This window comes from Martinezella tropici (assembly GCF_003287875.1).
In the GTDB taxonomy this organism is placed as follows: domain Bacteria; phylum Pseudomonadota; class Alphaproteobacteria; order Rhizobiales; family Rhizobiaceae; genus Rhizobium; species Rhizobium tropici_C.
This window is the reverse complement of record NZ_QMKK01000048.1, coordinates 213,854-222,164: the sequence shown is the minus strand read 5'-3', so window position 1 is coordinate 222,164 and position 8,311 is coordinate 213,854. Positions and strand designations below refer to the sequence as shown.

Sequence of the window (8,311 nt, the reverse complement as noted above, 5' to 3'; positions counted from 1 at the left end):
AAGTCATGACCTCCACCAGAGGTGGAGGTTTGAAACGCTGCGCTTGAACCGCTAGAAGCGGTATTGTTAGCGCTTAGTAGCTACGATTGAAGAGGTCGGCAAAGTCGGAAGCTTTGTCGGCCTTTTCCTGATTACGGATATATTGTCTGACGACCTGCTCGTTATAGCCCGTCGTCGATACGAAATACCCGCGTGCCCAAAAGTGATACCCTTTGTAGCGGCGCTTGCGCGCATATTTGTTCGCTACGTAAAGGGCCGTCTTGCCCTTCAAGAAGCCGACAATATGCGAAACCGAGTATTTCGGCGGGATCGAGATCAACATATGCACATGGTCGGGCATCAGATGACCCTCCTCGATCTGGCAGCCTTTCTGCTGTGCCAGCCGACGCAAGAGTTCTCCCAACTCACGCCGCACGTCCCCGTAAAGTCTTTTCGTGCGGTATTTGCTGCCAAAAACAATGTGATACTTGCAGTCCCACGTCGCATGCGAGAGCGTTTGCTCATCCATAAAACCTCCTTGTTCGAAGTCTGGGCCACCCCAGCGGTTCAAGCAGGAGGTCTCTCAACTACCGTGTAGAACTCGTCCAGTCCTCCACCGTAGGTGGAGGTTTATTTATCGATATAAGAAAAAGGGCGGCCTCGACGGGCCGCCCTTTGCGTATTTCCTGATCGAACCGAAGCTCAGATCTGGGCAGTGCGTGCCTTTGAGGTCGCATCGAGCGCCTTCAGCGTTGCCGCGTCGCGATCGTAGACATCGTTGAAATACTGGATGACACCGTCCTTGTTCGGCCAGGCGGTGAAGTAGGCGATGTAGATCGGGAATTTCTGCGGCACGGGAACGGCCTTGTTCTGGCCGGTCGCGATCTGCTTGGCAACGTCATCGACCGTGGTGTTCAGCACGGCCGCTGCCATCGCGCGCGGGTCGGCAAGGCGGACACAGCCATGACTGAGTGCACGCATATCCTTCTTGAAGAAGCTCTTCTGCGGCGTATCGTGCATATAGATCGCATGCGAATTCGGGAAAAGGATCTTCAGCTCGCCCAGCGCGTTGTCGCTGCTCGGCGGCTGGCGAACCGAGATGCTCTTGGTCGAACCGTACCAGTCGACGCTCGATGACGCGACGGCGCGGCCGCCGACTTCGACTTGATAGCCCATACGATCGAGATAGTTCGGATCGGAACGCAGCTTCGGCAGCATCTCGTTGATGATGATCGACTGCGGAACACCCCAGAAAGGATTGAACTCGACCGTCTGCACCTGATTTTCGAAGAAGAAGGTCTGGTGCTGCTTGCTGCCGACGACGACGCGCATCGACAGCTGTTCCTGGTTATTGTTGTGGTAATAGACCATGAACGCCGGCTGGTTGATGAAGACGTAGCGCGGTCCGAGTTCGGCCGGCAGCCAACGCAGCTGCTCCATGGCAACGACCAGCTTCTGGATCTTCGTATCGTTGTTCTCTCCAACCATCGCCCGGACGGAGGATGGACCGATCACACCGTCAGCTGTCAGCCCTTTTTCCCTCTGAAAGTCTTCAACCAGCGACACGAGCTCTGGCGTGTAATCAGGCGTACCCAGATAGGCGGCGAAAAGATCGGCATGGGCAGTCTTCAGTGACTCCGATCCGCGATGCTCGATCGCCTTGACGATATTGGCCATTTCCGGCGAATTGCCGCCCGGCTTCAGGATACCAGTCAGGGAAATGGAAATGTGGCTGCCGTCCGCTCCCGATTCGGCGCGCAGCTTTGCAAGCTCCGTCTTCAACAACTGGAACTGCTGGTTGGACGGGCTACGGCTGTTGAGATAGGCGGCAGCATCGGGGCTGGCGCGCAATACATCGAGCATAGCCGCCAGGTTGACGTCCTTGCGCTTGAAGTCGTGATAGCCGGAGATCTTGTTCGGGTCGAGACGACCGCGAACCGTATCCTGGACGAACATCAGCACCTTGCTGGAGAGCGTGAGCTCGAACTGCATGAGAGCCCGATCACGCAGCACCGGATCGGCATTCGCGGCATTGTCGCCGGGCAGCGTCACCGCATAGTCGGCGGGATCAAGGCCGACGGAACCGGCGTCGGCAAGAACCGCCATCGCGGCCTTCGCCTTGTCGCTGACACCGTGATCAGCAACCCAGAGAAGCGGTTTGCTCTGATCGGCATAATAGGATTCGATCGCCTTGGCGATATCATTCGTCGCCATGACGCGCGCATCGGAAAGATACCGACGCTGCGAAATCTCGGTATCGACCGCTGCCGGCGTCGGGGAGGCATCGGCGACCGCGCCCGTTACCATCGGGTCGGCAAAATGCGTGGTCGAAACCAGACGCATCGCATCTGCCTTGTAGGTATAGTATTTCGGCGCATCGACCGTCGGCAACGGCTGTTTTACCCGCGGAGGCTGATCGGGATCCAGCGTCTGCATCGGATTGACGGGAACCGGCGCCGAAACCTGCGTGCTCTGCTGGCGCCCCTGGCCGCCACGGATGAAATCCATGAGGGTCATCGCGTTCGCGGAGGTTACGCCGATGGAGGAAAGGCAACAGGAAAGAGCCAGGACGGATGCTGTGGCTTTGGTGGCAAGTTTCATTCTCTAATCGGGTCCCTGTATCGTGCGGTAACTTCGAGCCTGGCGGGCTGTTTTCAACTCGGCCGCGATGTCTAAAGACATCGTATACCCACTAGAATGAAAACGGCGAGACCCGCCTTTCGTTCAATGCCTCAACTTCGCTTTACGAAGCAGCGGCGTTTTCCGTGGTTCAGTTCACACAAAATTATGAAATTATTGGTTAATCTTTTATTGAAATTTCCCGGGCTTTTTAAGCGTCGGAAAATGCAATCCTGCGAATATATGGAGAGCGTGTTAAAAAGGGCACGCCGGCGCACGAGAAAAACATGACTAAACAGGTCATGAAATAGTGCTTTGATATTTTCATAGGCGCCGTTCGGGCCTATATGGCTGCTATCTGTCTCAATGGAAAGCAGGACCAGTAACATGACGTCCACCCGCACAGAAACCGATACCTTCGGCCCGATCGAGGTTGCCAGCGACCGCTATTGGGGCGCGCAGGCGCAGCGCTCACTCGGTAATTTCAAGATCGGCTGGGAAAAGCAGCCGCTGTCGGTCGTCCGCGCGCTCGGCATCGTCAAGCAGGCGGCGGCGCGCGCCAACATGGAACTCGGCCAGCTCGATCCGACGCTCGGCAAGACCATTGTCGCCGCCGCGCAGGAAGTCATCGACGGCAAGCTCAACGATCATTTTCCACTGGTCGTCTGGCAGACCGGGTCGGGCACGCAGTCGAACATGAATGCCAATGAGGTGATTTCAAACCGTGCGATCGAAATGCTCGGCGGCGTCATGGGCTCGAAGAAGCCGGTGCATCCGAACGATCACGTCAATATGAGCCAGTCGTCCAACGACACCTATCCGACGGCCATGCACATCGCCTGCGCCGAGCAGATCGTCCATCACCTGCTGCCGGCGCTCAGACACCTGCATGAGGCCCTGGAAAAGAAGGTCGCCGACTTCGCCCATATCATCAAGATCGGCCGCACCCACACGCAGGATGCAACGCCGCTGACGCTCGGCCAGGAGTTTTCCGGCTATGCCGCGCAGGTCGCCTCCTCCATCAAGCGCATCGAGCTGACACTGCCGGGTCTTTGCGAACTCGCCCAGGGCGGCACGGCGGTGGGAACCGGCCTCAATGCGCCGATCGGCTTTGCCGAGAAGGTTGCTGACGAGATCGCCAAAATCACCGGCCTGCCCTTCGTTACCGCTCCGAACAAGTTCGAGGCGCTGGCAGCCCATGATTCGATGGTCTTCAGCCACGGCGCTATCAATGCGGCGGCAGCCGCGCTCTTCAAGATCGCCAACGACATCCGCCTGCTTGGCTCCGGCCCGCGCTCCGGTCTCGGCGAACTGGCGCTGCCGGAAAACGAGCCAGGTTCGTCGATCATGCCGGGCAAGGTCAACCCGACCCAGTGCGAGGCGCTGACGCAGGTTTGCATCCACATCTTCGGCAACAACGCCGCCCTCACCTTTGCCGGCAGCCAGGGCCATTTCGAGCTCAACGTCTATAATCCGATGATGGCCTACAACTTCCTGCAGTCAGTGCAGTTGCTCGGCGACGCAGCCGTCTCCTTCACCGACAATTGCGTCGTCGGCATCGAGGCGCGCGAGGACAACATCAAGGCCGGTCTCGAACGTTCGCTGATGCTGGTAACGGCGCTCGCCCCGAAGATCGGCTACGATAACGCAGCCAAGATCGCCAAGACGGCGCATAAGAACGGCACGACCCTGAAGGAAGAGGCGCTGGCAAGCGGACTGGTTTCCTCGGAAGAGTACGACGCTATCGTCCAGCCAGAGACGATGATCGGGCCAAAGTGATATCACTGGACGGTGATCGTCCGGGCATGTTCTCCAATGTTGCAGCCGTGTGCATGGCCCCTCACCCCGCATCGCGGGGAGAGGGAGTTGATCATGCGACATCAGCAGCCTTATTAATAGGTGCCGCAAACACAGAATAGGTCCCCTCTCCCCGCGATGCGGGGAGAGGACTAGGGTGAGGGGCCGGGCACACGGCTTGGCCATCGGAAGACCCACCTGACCTGAGTATGTCCAATCAACGAACCCCACTTTGAAGTTTCGACTTATCAGCCAAACAATTGCTTTTGCCTCAAGCGGGATTTAGATCGTTTCCAAACATCTTCCCCGCCCACCCGGCTTGAAAGGTTTCCTACATGGCTGACGATCTGTTTCCCCTCGGTGACGACACGACCCCCTATCGCAAGATTTCCGGCGATTATGTTTCCGTCGACACCTTCAAAGGCCAGGAAGTCCTGACCGTCGACCCCGAGGGCATCCGCTTGCTGGCTGAAACCGCTTTTGCCGACATCAACCACCTGTTGCGCCCCGGCCACCTGAAGCAGCTCGCCTCGATCCTCGAAGATCCCGAGGCTACCGATAACGACCGCTTCGTCGCTTATGATCTGCTGAAGAATGCCAATATTGCCGCCGGCGGCGTGCTTCCGATGTGCCAGGACACGGGCACCGCCATCATCATGGGCAAGAAAGGCCGCCGCGTCTGGACCGAGGGCGGCGACAGCGCAGCGCTCGCCAAGGGCGTGCTCGATGCCTACGAGAAGAAGAACCTGCGCTATTCGCAGCTCGCGCCGATCAAGATGTTCGAGGAAAAGAACACCAAGAACAATCTGCCGGCGCAAATCGATATCTATGAGGAAGGCACCGACGCCTACGAATTCCTCTTCGTCGCAAAAGGCGGCGGTTCGGCCAACAAGACCTTCCTCTATCAGGGCACGCCGTCGCTGCTCACCCATGACCGCATGCTGGATTTCCTGAAAGAGAAGATCCTGACGCTCGGCACGGCAGCCTGCCCGCCCTACCATCTCGCCATCGTCATCGGCGGCACCTCGGCCGAGATGAACCTGAAGACGGTCAAGCTCGCCTCGACGCGATATCTCGACTGTCTTCCCACGGAAGGCTCCGAAAGCGGACACGCCTTCCGGGATATCGAAATGGAAAAGGAAATCCATAAGCTGACGCAGAGCCTCGGCGTCGGCGCCCAGTTCGGCGGCAAGTATTTCTGCCATGATGTCCGCGTCATCCGCCTGCCCCGCCATGGCGCCTCGTTGCCGATCGGCCTTGGCGTTTCCTGCTCCGCCGACCGCCAGGCCAAGGGCAAGATCACGCGCGACGGCATCTTCATCGAGCAACTCGAGACCGATCCCTCCAAATACATGCCTGAGATCGACGAGGCGAAGCTTTCCGAATCGATGGTCCGCGTCGACCTCAACCGGCCGATGGCGGATATTCTGGCCGAACTGTCGCAGCATCCTGTCAAAACGCGCCTCTCGCTCACCGGCACGATCATCGTGGCGCGCGACCTGGCGCATGCCAATATCCGCGAGCGCCTGGAAAAGGGCCAGGGCATGCCGGACTACCTCAAGAACCACCCGGTCTATTACGCCGGCCCGGCCAAGACGCCCGCCGGCTACGCCTCCGGTTCCTTCGGCCCGACGACGGCCGGTCGCATGGACAGCTATGTCGACCAGTTCCAGTCCTTCGGCGGCTCCATGGTGATGCTCGCCAAGGGCAACCGCTCGCGCGCCGTACGCGAAGCCTGCAAGACGCATGGCGGTTTCTATCTCGGCTCGATCGGCGGTCCGGCCGCCCGCCTCGCTCAGGATTGCATCAAAAAGGTCGAAGTTCTGGAGTATCCCGAACTTGGCATGGAAGCCGTCTGGAAGATCGAGGTGGAGGATTTCCCGGCCTTCATCGTCATCGACGACAAGGGCAACGACTTCTTCCAGGAACTCAACCTGGGGTAAATATTCCGGCTCATTATTGCCCGACTCGGACGAAGGCGCTGACAGCGCCTTCGTATGTAAAAACATACTTTAATTGTAATACTTTTGAATAAAACTTTACGGGCCGACAATTTCTCATTATCAAGACCTTAATATTTTTTCAAAGATTCTTTGTATAAGTAAAAAAGGGATTTAACCAATACATGTTACGGAGCTCACGATGAGTACGGCGATTGCGCCAACGGCGCATAATCCCGACGTGGCGGGGCAGATTACCTATGCCATGCGATCCATGGGCATCGCACCTATTCCGCGTAATTACGAGCTTTTCTATGAAGCCTATATCGGCTCCAATCCCGCTCTCACGCGTGCATTGGCGGCACTCGGCAGCAGCGCCACCCAGGAGGAACTGGATGCGATCGGAGCCAAGTATTTTCCGCATCACGCGAGCCGTGTTTTCGATGACGCACATGCCCGCCTGACCATCGGGCTCGATACGGTCCTGCGCGCATTGCGGCAGGAGCAGGCTACGCTTCAGAGCTACAACCGCCTGCTCGGCGAAACCTATGACAACATAAGCTCGAGAAGCCACAACAGCGCCGAACTGCTGCGGGGCGCTATCGACATGCTGACGGCTGCGACCGGCGATACCATGGCGCAGGGCGAAAAAACGGTGGAGAACGTCGTCCAGCGCAGCCAGGAAATGGATCAGGTTCGCAAGGAGCTGGATGAATACAAGCGCATTGCCAATACCGATGCACTGACCCGCCTTGCCAATCGGCGCGCTTTCGAGGATCGCCTGGCCTCCATCTTCGACAATCGACTGACAAGGCCCACCACGGCGCTGGTGCTGGCCGATATCGATCATTTCAAGCGGATCAACGATACGTTCGGCCACCCGGTCGGTGACAAGATCCTTGCGACCGTCGCATCTGTCATCCGCGCCAGGGCCCGGCGTGACATTTTCGTGGCCCGCGTCGGCGGCGAGGAATTCGCCCTCATTCTGGAAGCCACCACTATCGAGGAAGTCGCCACGGTCTGCGAACGGATCCGCCATACTCTCGAGACGACGCCGTTCAAAAATTCACGAACACGCGTCGATTACGGTCCGATTACGCTATCGCTCGGCGCCTGCATGGCCTCTGAAGCTGTCGATTCCGGTGAACTATACAACAAGGCCGATCTGGCGCTCTATTGTGCCAAGAATGGCGGCCGCAACTGCTGCAGCATCTATCAGGAAGGCATGCAGAAGGACTTCACCAAAAGTTGGCTCATCTACAAGAATTAGAAGCGCAGCCAACCGACCGCCGGCCCTGCCTTCCCATACAGGCCGGCGGCTTTGCTTACCAAGGGCGTCTTGGGCTCACAAGAGCGTCTTGTTACCAGAGTGTCTTGGCAGCCCTCGCCGGCGCTTCGCGATCATAGGTTTCCTGATCGAAATCGTCTTTCGCCGCCTTGAGCATCATGCCCGGGCTCGGCAGGCTGGATGGATCGGCGAACCGCTCCGCATTCCACAGCTCGGCCCGCATCACCGCTCGCGCGCACTGGAAATACACTTCCTCGATCGCGATCACGACGACGCAGCGCGGATGCTTGCCGTCCATCTCGAAGCTGTCCAGCAGGGCCGGCTCGACGGAGACCACCGCTCGGCCGTTGAGGCGCATCGTCGTATTCGATCCTGGAACCAGAAACATCAACGCGATGCGCGGGTCGCGCACGATATTCGCAAGTGAATCGACGCGATTGTTGCCGCGCCAATCCGGCAGATGCAGCGTCTTTTCGTCGACAACGCGAACGACGCCGCCCTGGTCACCGCGCGGTGAACAATCGAGCCCTTCCGGCCCCACCGTTGCCAGTGCCATGAAGGGAGAGGCTTCGATCATCTGGCGATAGAGCGGCGTCAGCACCTTCGTCACCTTGGTGATCGACGCCTCGCCCGCCTCACCATAGAGCTCCTTTAGTTCCTCGACTGACGTGACGATATGCATGCTGCC

The 8,311-nt window shown here is 58.4% G+C and carries 6 protein-coding genes; 3 read left to right on the top strand and 3 right to left on the bottom strand.

What is annotated here, in order from left to right; translation table 11 throughout:
* Positions 1-73: 73 nt before the first annotated feature.
* Together tnpA and DQ393_RS23180 are read right to left on the bottom strand one after the other, a co-directional pair.
* Positions 74-508: an IS200/IS605 family transposase gene (gene tnpA, locus DQ393_RS23185; RefSeq protein WP_112340015.1), complete on the bottom strand. Its 435-nt coding sequence runs from the start codon at positions 506-508 to the stop codon at positions 74-76.
* Positions 509-681: 173 nt separating this feature from the next.
* Positions 682-2,580 carry a L,D-transpeptidase family protein gene (locus DQ393_RS23180; RefSeq protein WP_112344053.1) on the bottom strand — a complete coding sequence of 633 codons (1,899 nt, stop codon included), beginning with the start codon at positions 2,578-2,580 and terminating at the stop codon, positions 682-684.
* A 405-nt stretch (positions 2,581-2,985) separates the two neighbouring features.
* Here DQ393_RS23180 and fumC point away from each other — a divergent pair, with 405 nt between their 5' ends.
* The 3 genes from fumC (at position 2,986) to DQ393_RS23165 (ending at position 7,605) form a co-directional block, all read left to right on the top strand.
* The gene (gene fumC / locus DQ393_RS23175) at positions 2,986-4,377 is read left to right on the top strand and encodes a class II fumarate hydratase (RefSeq protein ID WP_112344052.1); all 1,392 of its coding nucleotides are present in this window, start codon (positions 2,986-2,988) and stop codon (positions 4,375-4,377) included.
* A gap of 353 nt (positions 4,378-4,730) precedes the next feature.
* Positions 4,731-6,338 carry a fumarate hydratase gene (locus DQ393_RS23170; protein WP_112344051.1) on the top strand — a complete coding sequence of 536 codons (1,608 nt, stop codon included), beginning with the start codon at positions 4,731-4,733 and terminating at the stop codon, positions 6,336-6,338.
* A gap of 199 nt (positions 6,339-6,537) precedes the next feature.
* The gene (locus DQ393_RS23165) at positions 6,538-7,605 is read left to right on the top strand and encodes a GGDEF domain-containing protein (protein ID WP_112344050.1); all 1,068 of its coding nucleotides are present in this window, start codon (positions 6,538-6,540) and stop codon (positions 7,603-7,605) included.
* Positions 7,606-7,696: 91 nt separating this feature from the next.
* Here the strand turns inward: DQ393_RS23165 and DQ393_RS23160 are convergent, their stop codons facing one another.
* Positions 7,697-8,305 carry a pyridoxamine 5'-phosphate oxidase family protein gene (locus DQ393_RS23160; RefSeq protein ID WP_112344049.1) on the bottom strand — a complete coding sequence of 203 codons (609 nt, stop codon included), beginning with the start codon at positions 8,303-8,305 and terminating at the stop codon, positions 7,697-7,699.
* Positions 8,306-8,311 lie beyond the last annotated feature (6 nt).

Coding starts and splice junctions, on each gene's coding strand:
- tnpA (WP_112340015.1), bottom strand. CDS start 508: ATGGATGAGCAAACGCTCTCGCATGCGACGTGGGACTGCAAGTATCAC.
- DQ393_RS23180 (WP_112344053.1), bottom strand. CDS start 2,580: ATGAAACTTGCCACCAAAGCCACAGCATCCGTCCTGGCTCTTTCCTGT.
- fumC (WP_112344052.1), top strand. CDS start 2,986: ATGACGTCCACCCGCACAGAAACCGATACCTTCGGCCCGATCGAGGTT.
- DQ393_RS23170 (WP_112344051.1), top strand. CDS start 4,731: ATGGCTGACGATCTGTTTCCCCTCGGTGACGACACGACCCCCTATCGC.
- DQ393_RS23165 (WP_112344050.1), top strand. CDS start 6,538: ATGAGTACGGCGATTGCGCCAACGGCGCATAATCCCGACGTGGCGGGG.
- DQ393_RS23160 (WP_112344049.1), bottom strand. CDS start 8,305: ATGCATATCGTCACGTCAGTCGAGGAACTAAAGGAGCTCTATGGTGAG.